The sequence below is a fragment of the Bacillus sp. AC266 genome (genome assembly GCF_979253805.1).
On sequence record NZ_CEEDEC010000009.1, the window covers coordinates 116960 to 133259 of the forward strand.

The following is a 16300-nucleotide window of genomic DNA, read 5'->3' on the forward strand; positions in this document are numbered from 1 at the left end:
TAGAGGTAAAGGAGTGTTTGGAGTGGGGAATATATCCTTACCGTTAGATTATGTTGTAATTGATTTTGAAACAACAGGATTTAACCCTTATAATGATAAAATTATTCAAGTCGCAGCAGTGAAATATCATAATCATGAACTAGTAGATCAATTTGTTTCTTATGTGAATCCAGAGCGTTCAATTCCGGACCGAATAACAAGTTTAACAGGTATTACAAATTATCGTGTTTCAGATGCACCGACGATTGAAGAAGTATTACCTTTATTTTTAGCATTTTTACATACAAATGTTATTGTCGCTCATAATGCATCTTTTGATATGCGTTTTTTAAAAAGTAATGTAAATATGCTTGGACTACCTGAGCCTAAAAATAACGTTATTGATACTGTGTTTTTAGCGAAAAAATATATGAAGCATGCGCCTAATCATAAACTTGAAACGTTAAAACGAATGCTTGGAATTCGATTAAGTTCTCATAATGCATTTGACGACTGTATTACGTGTGCGGCTGTTTATCAAAAATGTGCAGCGGTTGAAGAAGAAGGAAAAAGAAAAGCGAATAAGGAAGTACTTGATGAAACAGCGGTATTTGAAGCAGTAAAAGAAATGCTTGTACGAAATAAACGTGATATTGAGTGGATTCGTTGTATGAATGTTGGGAGTTATTTAGATATAAAAGCCTTTTACCCAATTATAAGGTTAAAGGTCAAAGGGCGAAAGAAATATGTGTTAACAGAAAAAATGGAAGACGATGTAAGAGAAATTTGTACGAGCTTAACATACGAGGCAGCATTGAAAAGTGAGATTGGCAACACGAGAATTATGATTGACAGTGTAGAGGACATTTTGAAGCTAGAGAGCTACATTGTAGCAGAATACGATTCTGTATTACGAGCGCTGGATGAATATAGAGCAAATAAAGTAAATGCGGATGAAGAAATTAAAAAATATTTAAATACGATGGTGTAAAAAATCCCATGTGCAATATATGCGCATGGGATTTTTTATCAAAACATAAAATTTTCTTGCAAATCTGATTAAAGAGTTTTTCATTTGCTCATACTATGTAATAAGAAAGCGTAGAAGAAAGGGTGAGCAACATGAGAAGAAGTCGCCGTAGATCGTTTGAAGAACTTGTAAATGAAAATAAACAACAATTATTAAGCGATCGTGATGCAATGGATCGAATTGAAAAACGAATTGAAAAACGTTATGAAATGAAACTTTTTAAGCAGGCTGAATAATTCTTAACACTAGTACGATACTAGTGTTAAGGAGGCGATAGTAATGGGTAATCCGAAAAAGAATTCAAAAGACTTTGCACCAAATCAAATTGGAACACAATCGAAAAAAGCTGGTGGCAATAAAGGGAAGCAAATGCAAGACCAAACTGGCAAACAACCAATTGTTGATAACGGTTAAAAAAAGGAGAATGTCATCATTCTCCTTTTTGTGTGTTTGGATAATATTATAAAAATATTTAAAAAGCTGACTTTCGTCAGCCTTTTTTCGTAATTGTAAAGTTTTCAACGAGTAAACGCCAATTTTGTGGGAATGGTAGACCAATCTTCCAGTAACTAATACCGCCAATGCCTTGTTCTTTCATTAAATTGAATTTACTTTGAATAGACCTCGAATCTTCAAACCAAACCTCGTGTTGTACGCCGTTTTCATCAAAGTAATTAAAATGTGGAGCTTGGGCTGTGAAATCATAGCGGATAGGAACATTGTATTTACGAGCAAGTGCAACAGCTGCGACAGAGCTAACTGCTTTTGCGGGTGGATTCCCTTGTTTGAAAGGAAGTTTCCAATCAAATCCATATAAATTTTGCCCCATCATAATTTTTTGTGGAGGCATTTGAGATTTTGCATATTGAAGTACTTCTTTTACAGGACCAATAGGGGAAATCGCCATCGGTGGTCCACCTTGCCAACCCCAGTCGTATGTCATAATGACGACGAAATCTACAATTTGTCCTTGTGCTTTATAATCGTGAGCCTCAAAAAATTTCCCTTTTTGATTTGAGCTCGTTTTCGGTACAAGTGTTGTACTTAATGTGTACCCGCTAGGTAAGCGTGTTTTCACATTTCGTAAAAAACGATTATACGCTTCGCGATCTTCAGGTGCCACACTCTCGAAATCGAAATGAATGTCTCGCATGCCATATTTTTCAGCTGTTTGCAAAATGTTAGTAATAAACTTGTTTTGAATTGTTGCATCGCGTAAAATAACCGAGGTCAGATCGGCACTGAAATTTCCATTTTCAATATTTGTAATAACGAGCATAGGGATGGTGTTACCTTGCGTTGCAATATTAGCGATTTTCGCTGTTTCCGTCGGTTCTTTTAAAGTGCCGTCTCTTTTTGCTTCAAAGCTGAAGTAGGCTAAATATGTTAAAAATGGATTAATAGCACGTGTAGCATTTACTAAACTTTCTTTTATCGGTATTGTTGAAGGCTGTAAATAAGCAATGGATTCTACTGCTCGTTTTGTTCCTTTCGGTATATATAATTGCTGTCCGACATGGAGAATAGATTTTAATGAAAGGTTATTAACTTTAGCTAAACTGGCGAGAGGGACGTTATACGTTTGAGAAATTCGATAAAGGCTGTCACCTGGCTGTACATAATAATTATTGCCTTTTGTATTAACGATAAGTGCCTGACCAACAACGAGTGTTTCAGCTGGATTTAGTCCATTGTCTTTTACAATTTCTTCAGGTGTAGATCCGTACTTTGATGCTAAACCATAAACACTATCACCGCTACGAACAGTTACAATTTGGATCATGTGCTTGCCCCTTTCGGTAAAAGATTCACTGTTTTTATTTTATTTTTGATTCCACTGTATTATGATTAAATGTATGCAAGGTAGCAGAAGTGAAAGAAGGCGAATAGAAATGTTTGTAGCAGAACATGAAGTTGAAATCCGCTATGCGGAAACAGACCAGATGGGTGTTGTTTACCATTCAAACTATTTAGTGTGGCTGGAACTTGGGCGCACTAAACTTATACAAGAATTAGGATTTTCATATGTTGAAATGGAGAAAGAGGGAATTATTTCTCCTGTATTAGACTTGCAAATTTCATATCGTAAAGCGATGCGTTACGGCGAAAAAGCTATTGTGAAAACGTGGGTTGATACTGTGAGCCCGCTCCGCGTTGTATATGGATATGAAATTTATAATAGTGATGGCGAACTTTGTATTACTGCAAGCACGACGAATATTTGTGCGAAAAAAGAAGGTTTCCGCCCTGTATCATTTAAAAAATTATATCCTGAGTGGTATGCGAAATATGAGGAAATTAAAAAGAAATAAAGTGAAACTTTAATCAGTGGGGGTCTTACTACCCGCAAATAGCGGGATAAAAAAAGCGTGGCAGAAGCCACGCTTTTTTATTTTTCATAATTAAATTGAGGGAAATCATCACCGTCGTTAAGTGTAACTAATAAATTATGTCCATCGAAGAACCACTCATCATCGCCTTCAATAAAGAAGTTAATACCTTCTTCTTGAGTTTGAACAGCAGGGTGCGCAGGGTCATCTTTACGAATACCTAAAGAAAGTCCTTTTTGCACAGTACTGCAACCGCCGTATTGTACGAAAAGGCGTATTGTTTCACCCGATTGTAAGTTTAATTCGTTTTTATACCATTGTGCTGCTTCTTTTGTTACGGAAAGATTCATGTATAGTTCCTCCAAATTATGTTGCCTTTTCTTTTAGTATAAAAAATAACGCAAAAAGACGCTATTAATATGCTTCACGTTTTCTTTTTGCGTTATGTGGGTTACGATCTTATTTTTGCTTTTTTGAAAAGTTTGCTTTTGGTTCAGTTTTATTTATAATTCGTCCGATATTTGCACGGTGTTTATAAATAACCATACCTGCTAATAAACACATCGCAATAATGAAGATTTTATCCCCGCTAACAATGGATGCAATAACAGCAACGACAGCTGTTATCATAGAAGAAAGTGATACGTATCTTGTTGTAAATAAAAGGCTGAAAAAGACAACAGCTAATATTGCAAAAACAACTGGTGAATAGCATAATAGCACTCCAGCAGAAGTTGCAACTGCTTTCCCCCCGCGGAATTTTGCGAAAATCGGATAGACATGTCCAAGAACAGCGGCTAACCCAAACCATAGTGGGTGAATATCTGACCCGAAAATAATCGGTAGACCTGTTGCTAATGTACCTTTTAAAATGTCAGCAATTGTTACGATAAAACCTGCTTTTTTCCCTAATGTACGGAATGTATTTGTTCCGCCTAGATTACCGCTTCCATGCTCACGAATGTCGATTCCATAACCAATTTTTCCAACGACTAATGCAAATGGAATCGAACCGAGTAGATAGGCAACGATAAATAAAAGATATGTAATAACCATGAGTTCAGTCTCCTTTATACAAATGTGTTGATAAAGGGTAAAAAGAGTTTTTCCCATTTATTGTACCATACATTTGTAAAGAGCACATTTCTTTTTTATAAATGAAAAAGTCATTAATTTTTAAAAAAACTTTCACAGGAATGTTACATTTTTCACAGGAACAGAAGAACTATATGTTGTATGATTTTAATCAAAAGACAACAACATGTTGGTGGAGGGTTATGAATGTTGAAACAAAATGTACGTGGAGAAGAATTAATGAAAGTATTTGAGACAATTATCCACGGTAATGAACAAGATTTAATGCAGGAAAATGCAAATGTAGATGGTCGATCTCCAATGGGAGTAATGGGAACGTTCGCATCTGAGAGCGCAAAGTATTATGCAGTAGAAAAATTATTATCAGATCAAGTGAAAAAAGCGATAGATCAAAATATATTATATCCACATGATTTAGATTTTTATGCAACAGGAACGACGACTTGTTCGCAAATTCCGTTAGCGCAAATGCTAGCTAACGGTTTTCATACTGGACATGGACATATGAGACAACCGCAAGACATTAAAAGTGCGTTGGCGCTTTCTTCAATTATTTTTCAGGCGAATCAAAATATGCAGCACGGTGGTCAATCGTTTGCACTCTTTGATATTGATTTAGCTCCATATGTGAGAAAAACAGTAAAGAGACATAAAAAACGACTACAGTCATATCCGCTTACGAAAGAACAAATAGAGGAATTTGCATGGAAAGAGACAGAAAATGATACGTATCAGGCGTGTGAGGCTTTCGTTCATAATTCAAATAGTATGCATAGTAGGGGCGGGGGACAAGTACCATTTATTTCAATTAATTACGGAACAGACACATCGAAAGAGGGAAGACTTTTAATTAAGCAACTTTTAAAAGCGACGCAAGCTGGACTTGGTAAAGGAGAAACACCGATTTTTCCTATTCAAATTTTCAAAATGAAAAAAGGCGTGAACTTTGAAGAGTGTGATCCGAACTATGATTTATTTGAATTAGCGTTAGAAACGACCGCTGAGCGATTATTCCCTAACTTTTCGTTTTTAGATGCTCCGTTTAATGCTGTGCATTATGATGGTCGACCTGAAAGTGAAGTATGTTATATGGGGTGCCGTACTCGTGTTATGTCTAATATACATGGGGAAGAAACAGCAATTGGAAGAGGGAATTTATCGTTTACTTCTATTAATTTAGTAAAATTAGCGCTAATTAGTGGATCGAAAGAAGCGTTTTTTGAAGCGCTAAGTTATTATTTAGATTTAGGCGTTAAGCAATTATTAGAGAGATTTGCTTATCAATGTACAAAGAGAGCAAGAGATTTTCAGTTCTTATATTCACAAGGTGTATGGCGTGGTGGAGAGACGTTACAACCTGAAGATGCTGTGGCACCGATTTTAAAACAAGGGACGTTAAGTCTTGGTTTTATCGGTCTTGCAGAATGTTTAGTAGCGTTAACTGGAAAGCATCATGGAGAAAATGAAGAATCGTGGAAGCTTGGATATGAAATTATTTCCTTTATGAGAGAGAGCATGGATAAGGCGATGGAAGAACATCAACTCAATTTCTCTGTAATTGCAACGCCTGCAGAAGGTTTATCAGGTAAGTTTGTGAAAAAAGATAGAGAAGAATTTGGTGAGATTAGCGGTATAACGAACCATAATTACTATACGAATTCATTCCATATTCCAGTTTATTATAACATTCAAGCGATAAATAAAATTCGTTTAGAAGGACCTTTCCATGCCCTATGTAACGGGGGACATATTACGTATATTGAACTAGACGGAGCAGCTATGCATAACAAAAAGGCATTAAAGCAAATTGTGCAAGCGATGGCAGAGAATGGCGTTGGGTACGGTTCAATAAATCATCCTGTTGATCGTTGTAAGTGCTGTAGTTATCACGGAGTTATTGGGAATGAATGTCCAAGCTGTGGAAATGAAGATGAGGCTAATATAGAAAGAATTCGCCGTATAACGGGCTATCTTGTAGGAGATATGTCGAAGTGGAATAGTGCGAAACGTAGTGAAGAGATGGATCGGGTGAAGCATAAATGAAAGTTATGAATATCATTCATGATAGTGTAGTAGATGGAGAAGGGTTGCGGACAGTCGTGTTTTTTGCGGGCTGTCCGCATCGTTGTTTCGGGTGCCATAACCCGAAATCTTGGAATGTTTGCAATGGAACTGAAATGACGGTAGAAGAAATTGTGAAAGAGATTGAAAGTAATTCATTAACAGATGTAACATTTTCAGGTGGAGATCCATTCTTCCAAGCTGCTGAAGTGAAAAAAGTAGCAAAAGCTGTGAAAGATTTGAAAAAAAATCTATGGATGTATACAGGTTATACGTTAGAAGAGATACAGAGTTCTCGAAATAATGATATGATAGAGTTGTTACAGTATGGGGATGTTTTAGTCGATGGAAGATTTGAAATCGAGAAAAAAGATTTAACACTTCCATTTCGCGGAAGCTCCAATCAACGTATTATTCGATTGAAAGAGTAAAAAGGCGGGATAGATTATATGAATAAAACAGTATTACTTGTTGAAGATGAAAGAAGATTACGTGAAATTGTTAGTGATTATTTTCGTAATGAAGGCTTTGAAGTAATCGAAGCAGAAGACGGGAAAAAAGCGTTAGAATTATTTGCAGAGCATGAAATTGATTTAATTATGTTAGATATTATGTTACCAGAAATAGATGGATGGTCTGTTTGTAGACGAATTAGAAAAGAATCAGCAGTACCAATTATTATGCTAACAGCACGTTCGGATGAGGATGATACATTACTAGGTTTTGAATTAGGTGCAGATGAGTATGTAACGAAACCATTTAGCCCGAAAGTGTTAGTAGCTCGCGCGAAGACGTTATTGAAACGTGCGGATGGAGCGGTAGGAGTATCAGAAGAAAATACTATGTCTTTAGCTGGAATAGAAGTCAATCGACTATCTAGAACAGTTTTAGTAGATGGTGAAGAAATTATATTGACACATAAGGAGTTTGAACTTCTTGTTTATTTAATGGAGAACAAAGGAATTGTGTTGTCACGTCAACATTTATTAGATCAGTTATGGGGATATGATTACTACGGTGATGACCGAACGGTTGATACACATATTAAAAAACTGCGAAATAAGCTAGGAGATAAGGCGAAGCATATCGGCACTGTTATTCGAGTAGGTTACAAATTCGAAGAATAACCTTTAAGTTACTATGCATCTCGGCTTTGGGATATAGCAAATTTACACTCTCCTTTGTAGGTGGAATGTACAAAAAATACTTTTCTTGTCTACAATGGTAGATAGGAGTATTTTTTTAATTGGATTTCACGATGAGTTCACAAGAAGGACACAAAATGTGACTATACTGAAAGTACGAATTCACCAGGGAGGGGAAATAAAACATGGGATATTACGACGGACCGAATTTGAATGAAGAGCATAGTGAAACGAGAGAAGTGAAAAAATCAGGTAGTAAAAAAGGATATTTTTTCACAGGTTTAGTTGGAGCTGTAGTCGGGGCGGTTTCGATTAGTTTTGCAGCACCGTACATGCCATGGGTGCAAAATAATAATGCAGCTGTTTCGTCATTCAATGCTAATAAACAAGTAGAAGGAACTGTAGTTCCAGTTGTAAATAAAGCGAAAAATGAAACTGATTTACCGGGAATGATCGAAGGCGCGAAGGATGTTGTTGTAGGTGTTATTAATATGCAACAAAGTGTTGATCCATTTGCAATGCAACCGACAGGCCAAGAGCAACAAGCTGGCTCAGGATCAGGTGTTATTTATAAAAAAGCAGGAAATAAAGCGTATATTGTAACGAACAACCATGTAGTAGATGGAGCAAATAAACTTGCTGTAAAACTAAGTGATGGTAAAAAGGTAGATGCAAAGCTTGTAGGGAAAGACCCTTGGTTAGATTTAGCGGTTGTAGAAATTGATGGATCTAATGTAAATAAAGTTGCCACTTTAGGTGATTCAAGTAAACTTCGTGCGGGTGAAAAAGCGATTGCAATCGGTAACCCACTAGGGTTTGATGGAAGTGTAACAGAAGGTATTATTAGTAGCAAAGAACGTGAAATTCCAGTAGATATTGATGGCGATAAGCGTGCAGATTGGAATGCTCAAGTTATTCAAACAGATGCAGCGATTAACCCAGGTAATAGTGGTGGTGCGTTATTTAATCAAAACGGTGAAATAATTGGGATTAATTCAAGTAAAATTGCACAACAAGAAGTTGAAGGAATTGGATTTGCTATTCCAATTAATATTGCAAAGCCAGTTATTGAATCCCTTGAAAAAGAAGGAGTGGTGAAACGTCCAGCACTAGGAGTTGGTGTCGTTTCATTAGAAGATGTGCAAGCTTATGCAGTAAATCAATTAAAAGTGCCAAAAGAAGTAACAAATGGAGTTGTATTAGGTAAAATCTATCCAATATCACCAGCGGAAAAAGCTGGTTTAGAGCAATATGATATAGTAGTAGCGTTAGATGATCAAAAAGTAGAGAATTCACTTCAATTCCGTAAATATTTATATGAAAAGAAAAAAGTAGGCGAGAAAGTAGAAGTTACATTCTATCGCAATGGCCAAAAAATGACGAAAACAGCTACATTAGCAGATAATTCAGCTACAAAGAATCAATAATCGGAATAAAAGAAAGTCTCTTTCATGTTGAAAGAGACTTTCTTTATCGGATATACTAAAGAAATAGGAGGGATAAATTATGATAATTGAAAACCCAACTCGTACGGAAATTGGTGAAGTATTAAAGAAAAGTAAAACGATTGCAGTTGTTGGATTATCAGATAAGCCAGAACGCACATCGTATATGGTCTCAAAAGCAATGCAAGATGCTGGGTACCGCATTATTCCAGTAAATCCAACAGTAGATGAAGTACTCGGAGAAAAGGCGGTTTCTTCACTGACGGATATTAAAGAACATGTTGATATTGTAAATGTGTTTCGTCGCTCAGAATTTTTAAAGGATGTTGCGAAAGAGTTTGTAGAGATTGATGCAGATGTTTTCTGGGCACAATTAGGAGTACAAGATGAAGATACATATAAACTTTTACAAGAAAAAGGCTACACAGTAATAATGGATCGTTGCATTAAAGTAGAGCATGTAATGACAAAATAGTATAGATTTTAAAGATAGAAAGATTGATTCAGCCCTCGCTTTTTACATAAGTAGGGCGGATGAACGAGGTGTTCATCATGAGATTTTTTAAAGGCTGTTTTTGGGGATTGTTACTTGTTATCCCATTTTGGATATTGATCATTTGGATCATGATAAAGGTTTGGAATGTATAATGTTGGAATACATATCCATTTCTCGTTGACAAACGATTATTTTTCTGAAATAGTAGCCTAGAGGAATCCTTGTGAAAAAAAACAAGGATTTTTCTATTGAAAATAGTATATAAAAGAGATAAGATAACTTGCCAAAACTATAGTCGAGGCGTTATTCTATAATAGAAACATATGTTCTGATTTGATTAGGAAAGGGGCAAGGAGTTTGGCGAAGCATCAGTTCCAATATAATGAAGATGCAATTCAAGTGTTAGAAGGACTTGAAGCCGTTCGAAAACGCCCGGGTATGTATATCGGGAGTACGGATAGCCGTGGATTGCATCATTTAGTATATGAAATAGTAGATAACTCCGTTGATGAAGCATTAGCGGGATTTGGCGACGAAATTTCTGTCGTAATACATAAAGATAATAGTATTAGCGTAATTGATAAAGGGCGAGGAATGCCTACGGGAATGCATAAGCTTGGAAAGCCGACACCTGAAGTTATTTTAACAGTACTTCATGCTGGTGGTAAGTTTGGCCAAGGAGGCTATAAAACGAGTGGTGGTTTACACGGTGTTGGGGCATCAGTTGTAAACGCCTTATCAGAATGGCTAGTAGTAACGATTAAGCGAGATGGTAGCATTTATGAACAACGCTTTGAAAATGGTGGTACTCCTGCAACGACGTTAGAGAAAATCGGGAAAACGAAAGAGTCTGGTACAACGATGCACTTCAAACCAGATACAACTATTTTCAGCACAACAAATTATAATTATGAAACATTATGTGAGAGATTACGTGAATCTGCATTCTTATTAAAAGGAATGAAAATCTCGATAAAAGATGAACGTAATGATTTAGAAGATGTGTTTCATTATGAAACAGGAATTGAGGCTTTCGTTTCATACTTAAACGAAGAGAAAGATTCGATTCATCCAGTTGTATATTTCTCGGGTGAGCAAAATGGAATTGAAGCAGAGTTAGCCTTTCAGTTTAATGATGGTTACTCAGAAAACATTCTTTCGTTTGTAAATAATGTACGTACAAAAGACGGTGGTACACACGAAGCTGGATTTAAAACAGCAATGACACGTGTGTTCAATGAGTATGCTCGTAAAGTTTCTTTATTAAAAGAAAAAGACAAAAATTTAGAGGGTACAGATATTCGAGAAGGATTAGCTTCGATTGTTTCTGTACGTGTACCAGAAGACGTACTCCAGTTTGAAGGGCAAACGAAAGGGAAACTAGGTACAAGTGAAGCTCGTTCTTCAATTGATGCAATTGTATCTGAGCATTTAGCTTACTTTTTAGAAGAAAACCCGGATGTAGCTACACTTCTTGTGAGAAAGGCAATTAAAGCAGCACAAGCACGTGAGGCTGCTCGTAAAGCGAGAGAAGAAGCGCGTACTGGTAAGAAGAAGAAAAAATCAGAAGGTACTTTAAGCGGGAAGTTAACACCTGCACAATCACGTAATCCTCAGAAAAACGAATTGTATTTAGTAGAGGGTGACTCGGCTGGTGGTTCAGCAAAGCAAGGGCGAGATCGTCGTTTCCAAGCGGTACTACCATTACGTGGTAAAGTAATTAACACGGAAAAAGCAAAGCTTGCTGATATTTTTAAGAACGAAGAGATCAATACGATTATTTACGCAATTGGCGGAGGCGTAGGGAATGAGTTCGCTGTTGAAGATATTAACTACGATAAAGTTGTTATTATGACCGATGCAGATACGGATGGAGCACATATTCAAGTGTTACTACTGACGTTCTTCTACCGTTATATGAAACCACTTATTGAAGCTGGTAAAGTATTTATCGCACTTCCACCTTTATATAAAGTAAGTAAAGGAAAAGGGAAAAGTGAAGTAATTGAATATGCATGGTCTGATGAAGAATTAGGTGATGTAACGAAAAAGGTCGGTAAAGGCTACATGTTGCAGCGCTATAAAGGACTTGGCGAAATGAATGCCGATCAATTATGGGAAACAACGATGAACCCTGAAACACGTACGTTAATCCGTGTGAAAATTGACGATGCATCAAGAGCTGAGCGCCGAGTTACGACATTGATGGGGGATAAAGTAGAACCTCGCCGTAAATGGATTGAGCGTAATGTACAATTTGGTATGCAAGAAGAAGGAAATATTTTAGAAAATGAAATGATTATGGAGACGGAGGTGGAATAACATGCAGGCAGAGAAGTTTCATGACCTCCCGCTTGAAGACGTGTTAGGTGACCGCTTTGCACGTTATAGTAAATATATTATTCAAGACCGCGCGCTTCCAGATGCGCGTGACGGTTTAAAACCGGTACAAAGACGTATTTTATATTCTATGTATGTAGAAGGAAACGTACATGATAAAGCGTTTCGTAAATCAGCTAAAACAGTAGGTAATGTTATCGGTAATTATCATCCACATGGTGATTCCTCTGTATATGAGGCGATGGTCCGTTTAAGTCAAACTTGGAAAGTACGTAATGTTTTAGTTGAAATGCACGGAAATAACGGTAGTGTTGATGGGGATCCAGCAGCGGCAATGCGTTATACGGAAGCACGTTTATCACCAATCGCATCTGAGTTATTACGTGACCTTGATAAAGAAACAGTAGAATTCGTGTCAAACTTTGATGATACGAGTGAAGAACCTATTGTATTACCGGCAATGTTCCCGAACTTATTAGTGAACGGATCTACAGGGATTTCCGCTGGTTATGCAACAGAAATTCCACCGCATCATCTTGGAGAAGTAATTGATGCTACAATTATGCGTATCGATCAACCGAATAGTTCTGTGGAGGACTTGTTAACAGTTATTAAAGGACCAGATTTCCCTACAGGTGGTATTATACAAGGGATAGATGGCATTAAAAAAGCGTATGAAACAGGTAAAGGTAAAATTATTATTCGCGGAAAAGCAGAGGTTGAAACGATTCGTGGCGGGAAGCAACAAATCGTTATTACAGAAATTCCGTACGAAGTAAATAAAGCGAATCTTGTTAAGAAAATGGATGAATTGCGTATAGATAAAAAGCTAGATGGAATTGCTGAAGTACGTGATGAGACAGATCGTACAGGTCTTCGTATCGTTGTAGAATTAAAAAAAGAAGCGAATGCTGAAGGTATTTTAAATTATTTATATAAAAATACAGATTTACAAATTCCATACAACTTTAATATGGTAGCGATAAATAATCGTCGTCCGACACTTATGACATTACCTAAGATTTTGGATGCATATATTGGACATCAGAAAGAAGTTGTTACAAGACGCTCACAATATGAATTAAGAAAAGCAGAAAATCGTCAGCATATTGTAGAAGGTTTAAAGAAAGCATTATCAATTTTAGATGAAGTGATTGAAACAATCCGTGGGTCTAAAGATAAGCGTAATGCGAAAGATAATTTAAGTGCGAAATTTGGATTTACAGAGGCGCAGTCAGAAGCAATTGTTTCACTGCAATTATATCGTTTAACAAATACAGATATTACAGCGCTAGAGCAAGAAGCAGCGGAACTTAGTAAGAAAATTATAGAGTTACAGTCAATTTTACAAAGTGAAAAAAGACTTTTTCAAGTTATTAAAACAGATTTGAAGAGAGTAAAGAAAACATATAGTGATAATCGCCGTGCGATAATTGAAGAGGAAATTGAAGAAATTAAAATCGATGTGGAAGTTATGATTCCGCAAGAAGATGTCATCGTTACTGTAACGAAAGAAGGCTATGTGAAACGAACAGGTTGGCGTTCGCATAATGCATCGAACGGGAAATACTTCGGTATGAAAGAGGGTGACATCTTACTTGAGCGTTTCGATACAAACACGACAGAAACCGTTCTTTTATTTACGAACAAAGGAAATTATATTTATCTTCCTGTGTATGAAATGCCAGAAATTCGTTGGAAAGATTTAGGTCAACACGTTGCGAATCTTGTTTCACTCGAGCGAGATGAATCGTTAATTTGGGCAACAGTCGTACCGAATTTTGAAGAAGAAAAACGATTTATCGTATTTGTTACACGAAACGGTATGATTAAGAAAACAGAATTAAACCAATATAAAGTGCAGCGTTATTCACGGGCATTCGTTGCTGTAAACTTGAAAAAAGATGATGAAGTTGTTGATATATTTGCGACAGATGGGACAAGTGATATTGTTCTTGCAACACATGGTGCATATGCACTTGTATTCAATGAAGAAGAAGTAAGTCCAGTTGGTGTCAGAGCAGCTGGTGTGAAAGCAATTAATTTAAAAGAAGATGACTATGTTGCTTCTGGTAAACCGTTAAATGGTGAAAAAGATCAACTTATTCTCGTTACGCAGCGAGGTGCTGTGAAACGTATAAAGGCATCGGAAATTGAGAAATCAACGAGGGCGAAGCGAGGCCTTGTAATTTTTAAAGAGTTAAAACGTAATCCGTACCGCATTGTCGGTATTGAAATTGTTCGAGATGATGAATTAGTTTACATGAAGACAGAGAAACACATTGTAGAAGAAATTGATCCGAAAGCGTTTCGAAATAAAGACCGGTATAGTAATGGTAGTTTAGTACTAGATGTTAATGATACTGGTGAAGTAATTGAAACGTGGACAAAGAAAAGAACGGAATAAAGTGAAACTTTAATTAGTGGGTTTTTTTCCATCCCCCACTGATTATTAGCCTTCACCAATCGGGCTTTTACGGGCAGTTGGTCTCACGCCTAACTTCCCTCGCATTCGCCTTATTTTGAGGTGGGAGTCTTACTGCGCGTTAATGCGGGATAAAGGGAGCATCTTGCTATGAATGATAGTAAGATGCTTTTTTCTAAGCAAATCATTATGTATATAAAAATAATCTTGTTATAATGATGAAATGAAATCGTTCTCATAAAGTGAAACTTTAATCAGTGGGGATTTTCTTTATCCCCACTGATTATTAGTTGAACCAATCGGGCTTTTACGAGTAGTTGATTCCTCACCTAATTTCTTTGCTTTCGCTGAATTTTGAGTTAGGAATCTTACTGCCCGTTAAAGCGGGACAAATGGAGGGGCAACATGAAAAAAATAGGTGTAGGGATTGTAGGATTTGGATTTTCTAGTACAACATTTCACATCCCGTTATTACAAACGATAGAAGAATACGATATTCGTGCTATTTTATCATCAAAAGAAGAAGTAGTGAAACAAGCATTACCAAATGCTGAAGTTGTTGGTACAATTGATGAATTAGTAAATCGAGCTGATATTGACTTAGTGGTCATTACTTCGCCGAATACAACCCATTTTCCATATGTAAAAGAAGCAATTGTACACGGTAAGCATGTTGTTGTGGAAAAACCATTCGTTGTTTCAATTGAAGAAGGAGAAGAACTTATTTCATTAGCGAACCGACATAATGTCGTTTTAAGTGTGTATCATAATCGCCGTTTGGATAATGATTTCTTAACGATAAAGAAATTATTACAAGAAAAAAGAATAGGGAATGTATACGCATATGAAGCGCATTTCGATCGTTTCCGCCCACATGTACGCGATCGCTGGAGAGAAAAGAACTTACCAGGATCAGGTATATTATATGATTTAGGATCGCATTTAATTGACCAAGCATTATCATTATTTGGGAAACCAGATGCGATAAGCGCAGATGTAATAAAACAACGACCAGGTGCAGAAGTGGATGATTACTTCCATGTTGTACTTCACTATGGAGTGAAGCGCGTTATTTTACATAGTAGCAGTTACGTAAAGCAAGCTGGACCACATTTTACACTGCATGGAGATAAAGGTTCTATCGTGAAGTATGGTATGGATTCACAGGAAGAACAATTAAAGACTGGAATGAAGCCAGGGGATAATGGTTATGGAGCAGACTCTGAAGAGAATTTTGCTACTTTAGAAACAGAAGAAAGCTTAGAGCGTATTCCAACAGAAGTCGGCTGCTATGACATGTATTATAAAGGCGTGCGAGATAGCATATTAAATGGTGAAAAACTACCTGTAACTGCTCAAGAAGGTTTAGACGTTATTAAATTGATTCAATTGGCGACTGAAAGTAGTGAAACGGGTAGAGTCATTGCGGTAAAATAAAAAAAGACACGAATTTCGTGTCTTTTTTTATTAGGAATATGCGAATATGACTCATTATTTAGTTTAGTCGTTTATCATACATTAACTGGATTTGTATGCCGTAAGGATCTTCAATAATACCATATGCTTCACTAAATATATTTTTTTCTAGTGGAGAGATTATTTTCACATGCTTATCGGAAATTAAATTATTATAAAATCTTTGTATTTCTTCTAAATTAGCACTTTGAATGCAAAGTGACATGTTATTTCCAACGCTATAACGTTCAGTAGGGTTCATTGTATCTTCGGCTATCATTAGCTTTGTATTCCCAATTTGTAAAACAGAGTGGGCAATATGATCTTTATTTTCACTTGTAATTTCAAAAGAACTATCTCTTTTGGCCAGTTCTTCATACGTAACAATCATTAACTTCTTGGCCTCTAAATTACGTGTATAAAAATTAATTGCCTCCTTTGCTTGCCCATTCATTGAAAGAAAAATAGCTATTTCTAATGTCATAAATATATAACTCCT

General features: G+C 36.5%; 16 protein-coding genes. 12 read left to right on the forward strand and 4 right to left on the reverse strand.

What is annotated here, in order from left to right; genetic code table 11:
- The first annotated feature begins 22 nt into the window (after window positions 1-22).
- The 3 genes from AC0IXC_RS26535 (at window position 23) to sspN (ending at window position 1423) form a co-directional block, all read left to right on the forward strand.
- Window positions 23-970 (forward strand): 3'-5' exonuclease, encoded by a 948-nt coding sequence (locus tag AC0IXC_RS26535; RefSeq protein ID WP_016100849.1) that lies wholly within the window; start codon window positions 23-25, stop codon window positions 968-970.
- Between the two features lie 131 nt (window positions 971-1101).
- Window positions 1102-1245: an FbpB family small basic protein gene (locus tag AC0IXC_RS26540; RefSeq protein ID WP_002014298.1), complete on the forward strand. Its 144-nt coding sequence runs from the start codon at window positions 1102-1104 to the stop codon at window positions 1243-1245.
- 43 nt (window positions 1246-1288) lie between these two features.
- Window positions 1289-1423: an acid-soluble spore protein SspN gene (gene sspN / locus AC0IXC_RS26545; RefSeq protein WP_000527988.1), complete on the forward strand. Its 135-nt coding sequence runs from the start codon at window positions 1289-1291 to the stop codon at window positions 1421-1423.
- 76 nt (window positions 1424-1499) lie between these two features.
- On the opposite strand, the gene AC0IXC_RS26550 is transcribed toward sspN, so the two are convergent.
- The gene (locus AC0IXC_RS26550; protein WP_002066644.1) at window positions 1500-2792 is read right to left on the reverse strand and encodes a glycoside hydrolase family 18 protein; all 1293 of its coding nucleotides are present in this window, start codon (window positions 2790-2792) and stop codon (window positions 1500-1502) included.
- Window positions 2793-2901: 109 nt separating this feature from the next.
- Between AC0IXC_RS26550 and AC0IXC_RS26555 the strand changes: the two genes are divergently transcribed.
- Window positions 2902-3321: an acyl-CoA thioesterase gene (locus AC0IXC_RS26555; protein WP_002142699.1), complete on the forward strand. Its 420-nt coding sequence runs from the start codon at window positions 2902-2904 to the stop codon at window positions 3319-3321.
- 77 nt (window positions 3322-3398) lie between these two features.
- On the opposite strand, the gene AC0IXC_RS26560 is transcribed toward AC0IXC_RS26555, so the two are convergent.
- Window positions 3399-3689 carry a HesB/YadR/YfhF family protein gene (locus AC0IXC_RS26560; RefSeq protein ID WP_002033558.1) on the reverse strand — a complete coding sequence of 97 codons (291 nt, stop codon included), beginning with the start codon at window positions 3687-3689 and terminating at the stop codon, window positions 3399-3401.
- 109 nt (window positions 3690-3798) lie between these two features.
- Entirely contained in the window at window positions 3799-4395 is a 597-nt protein-coding gene (gene plsY, locus AC0IXC_RS26565; RefSeq protein ID WP_002014306.1) for a glycerol-3-phosphate 1-O-acyltransferase PlsY, read from the reverse strand.
- Between the two features lie 225 nt (window positions 4396-4620).
- On the opposite strand from plsY, the gene AC0IXC_RS26570 reads away from it, so the two are divergent.
- From AC0IXC_RS26570 to AC0IXC_RS26605, 8 genes are all read left to right on the forward strand, one after another.
- Window positions 4621-6477 (forward strand): anaerobic ribonucleoside triphosphate reductase, encoded by a 1857-nt coding sequence (locus tag AC0IXC_RS26570; RefSeq protein ID WP_002033560.1) that lies wholly within the window; start codon window positions 4621-4623, stop codon window positions 6475-6477.
- On the forward strand, window positions 6474-6926 hold the full coding sequence (gene nrdG / locus AC0IXC_RS26575; RefSeq protein ID WP_002137702.1) for an anaerobic ribonucleoside-triphosphate reductase activating protein: 453 nt from the start codon (window positions 6474-6476) through the stop codon (window positions 6924-6926). The genes AC0IXC_RS26570 and nrdG overlap by 4 nt, the downstream gene beginning before the upstream one ends.
- A gap of 18 nt (window positions 6927-6944) precedes the next feature.
- Window positions 6945-7622, forward strand: coding sequence for a response regulator transcription factor (locus AC0IXC_RS26580; RefSeq protein ID WP_002014310.1), 678 nt, complete (start codon window positions 6945-6947; stop codon window positions 7620-7622).
- Window positions 7623-7825: 203 nt separating this feature from the next.
- Window positions 7826-9067, forward strand: a complete 1242-nt coding sequence (locus AC0IXC_RS26585; RefSeq protein WP_215590049.1) for a S1C family serine protease — start codon at window positions 7826-7828, stop codon at window positions 9065-9067.
- Between the two features lie 79 nt (window positions 9068-9146).
- Window positions 9147-9560 (forward strand): CoA-binding protein, encoded by a 414-nt coding sequence (locus tag AC0IXC_RS26590; RefSeq protein ID WP_002014313.1) that lies wholly within the window; start codon window positions 9147-9149, stop codon window positions 9558-9560.
- A 378-nt stretch (window positions 9561-9938) separates the two neighbouring features.
- Entirely contained in the window at window positions 9939-11903 is a 1965-nt protein-coding gene (gene parE / locus AC0IXC_RS26595; RefSeq protein ID WP_002014314.1) for a DNA topoisomerase IV subunit B, read from the forward strand.
- Window position 11904: 1 nt separating this feature from the next.
- Complete coding sequence (gene parC, locus AC0IXC_RS26600; protein ID WP_002014315.1) at window positions 11905-14328, forward strand: DNA topoisomerase IV subunit A; 2424 nt, start codon at window positions 11905-11907, stop codon at window positions 14326-14328.
- Between the two features lie 423 nt (window positions 14329-14751).
- Window positions 14752-15783: an oxidoreductase gene (locus AC0IXC_RS26605; protein WP_002128492.1), complete on the forward strand. Its 1032-nt coding sequence runs from the start codon at window positions 14752-14754 to the stop codon at window positions 15781-15783.
- A 58-nt stretch (window positions 15784-15841) separates the two neighbouring features.
- Here AC0IXC_RS26605 and AC0IXC_RS26610 read toward each other — a convergent pair whose 3' ends face one another.
- Window positions 15842-16285: a VOC family protein gene (locus AC0IXC_RS26610; protein WP_002142698.1), complete on the reverse strand. Its 444-nt coding sequence runs from the start codon at window positions 16283-16285 to the stop codon at window positions 15842-15844.
- Window positions 16286-16300 lie beyond the last annotated feature (15 nt).

Excerpts from the sequence above, each read along its gene's own strand:
- AC0IXC_RS26540 (WP_002014298.1), top strand. The coding sequence starts at position 1,102 with ATGAGAAGAAGTCGCCGTAGATCGTTTGAAGAACTTGTAAATGAAAAT.
- sspN (WP_000527988.1), top strand. The coding sequence starts at position 1,289 with ATGGGTAATCCGAAAAAGAATTCAAAAGACTTTGCACCAAATCAAATT.
- AC0IXC_RS26550 (WP_002066644.1), bottom strand. The coding sequence starts at position 2,792 with ATGATCCAAATTGTAACTGTTCGTAGCGGTGATAGTGTTTATGGTTTA.
- AC0IXC_RS26555 (WP_002142699.1), top strand. The coding sequence starts at position 2,902 with ATGTTTGTAGCAGAACATGAAGTTGAAATCCGCTATGCGGAAACAGAC.
- AC0IXC_RS26560 (WP_002033558.1), bottom strand. The coding sequence starts at position 3,689 with ATGAATCTTTCCGTAACAAAAGAAGCAGCACAATGGTATAAAAACGAA.
- plsY (WP_002014306.1), bottom strand. The coding sequence starts at position 4,395 with ATGGTTATTACATATCTTTTATTTATCGTTGCCTATCTACTCGGTTCG.
- AC0IXC_RS26570 (WP_002033560.1), top strand. The coding sequence starts at position 4,621 with ATGTTGAAACAAAATGTACGTGGAGAAGAATTAATGAAAGTATTTGAG.
- nrdG (WP_002137702.1), top strand. The coding sequence starts at position 6,474 with ATGAAAGTTATGAATATCATTCATGATAGTGTAGTAGATGGAGAAGGG.
- AC0IXC_RS26580 (WP_002014310.1), top strand. The coding sequence starts at position 6,945 with ATGAATAAAACAGTATTACTTGTTGAAGATGAAAGAAGATTACGTGAA.
- AC0IXC_RS26585 (WP_215590049.1), top strand. The coding sequence starts at position 7,826 with ATGGGATATTACGACGGACCGAATTTGAATGAAGAGCATAGTGAAACG.
- AC0IXC_RS26590 (WP_002014313.1), top strand. The coding sequence starts at position 9,147 with ATGATAATTGAAAACCCAACTCGTACGGAAATTGGTGAAGTATTAAAG.
- parC (WP_002014315.1), top strand. The coding sequence starts at position 11,905 with ATGCAGGCAGAGAAGTTTCATGACCTCCCGCTTGAAGACGTGTTAGGT.
- AC0IXC_RS26605 (WP_002128492.1), top strand. The coding sequence starts at position 14,752 with ATGAAAAAAATAGGTGTAGGGATTGTAGGATTTGGATTTTCTAGTACA.
- AC0IXC_RS26610 (WP_002142698.1), bottom strand. The coding sequence starts at position 16,285 with ATGACATTAGAAATAGCTATTTTTCTTTCAATGAATGGGCAAGCAAAG.